This window comes from Roseomonas sp. TAS13, from assembly GCF_001950415.1.
In the GTDB taxonomy this organism is placed as follows: domain Bacteria; phylum Pseudomonadota; class Alphaproteobacteria; order Acetobacterales; family Acetobacteraceae; genus Roseomonas; species Roseomonas mucosa.
The window spans coordinates 1-992 of the sequence record NZ_BDLP01000705.1; the positions used below are offsets into that span (position 1 = coordinate 1).

A 992-nucleotide genomic window follows, 5' to 3' on the forward strand; every position below is an offset into this window, starting at 1 on the left:
TACGGTGGAGCTATGCGTAGATGTGATCAAGAGACAGCCCCAGGCCATCCGTTGCCCCGCGCCGGACCGGTGTCCCCGCCCCAGCCCCCATGCCGGAACCGCAACGCTTCCTGCCGATGCCCGGTGGACCTCGCCCGGGACCGCTCCTAGAAGGAGCCGATGAGCCGCCGTTCCACGCCGCCGGACCCCGCGCCCGTCCTGGTCACCGACACCGACGCCCTCGCCGCCCTCTGCGCCCGGTTGCGCGAGGAGGATTTCGTGACCGTGGACACGGAATTCATGCGCGAGAAGACCTACTGGCCGGAACTGTGCGTGGTGCAGCTGGCGGGTGAGCGCGACGTCGCGGTGGTGGATGCCCTGGCCCCGGGGCTGGACCTCGCCCCGCTGGGCGAGCTTCTGGCCGACGAGCGGGTGGTCAAGGTCTTCCACGCCGCCCGGCAGGATGTGGAGATCTTCCTGCTCCGCTTCGGCAATACGCCGCGGCCCATGTTCGACACCCAGATCGCCGCCATGGTGGCCGGCTTCGGCGATCAGGCTTCCTATGACAGCCTGGTCCGCGCCCTGGCCCATGCGCAGATCGACAAGGCCCACCGCTTCAGCGACTGGGCGGCCCGTCCCCTTTCCCCGGCCCAAATTGCCTATGCCGCCGCCGACGTGACGCATCTGCGCCGGGTCTACCGCGCCCTGCGCGAACGGCTGCAGCGCGAGGACCGGCTGGACTGGGTGGGGGAGGAGATGTCCGCCCTGACCGACCCCGCCAACTACCGCACCGATCCGGAGACGGTCTGGGAGAAGCTGCGCCCCCGCACCAGCAACCGCCGCTTCCTGGCCGCCCTGCGCGCCGCCGCCGCCTGGCGGGAGCGCGAGGCGCAGCGGGTGAACGTGCCGCGCCAGCGGCTGGTGCGCGACGAGAGCCTGCTGGAGATCGCCGCCACCATGCCGCAGGACGCCGCCGGCCTGGCCCGGGCGCGCGGCGTGTCCGCTGTCTCTTG

Annotated in this window: 1 protein-coding gene; it reads left to right on the plus strand. The window is 71.8% G+C overall.

Going from position 1 to position 992, the window contains the following annotated elements; genetic code table 11:
• Positions 1 to 159: 159 nt before the first annotated feature.
• The coding region (gene rnd, locus ROTAS13_RS24990; RefSeq protein WP_075823704.1) for a ribonuclease D at positions 160 to 992 on the plus strand (833 nt) is incomplete at its 3' end.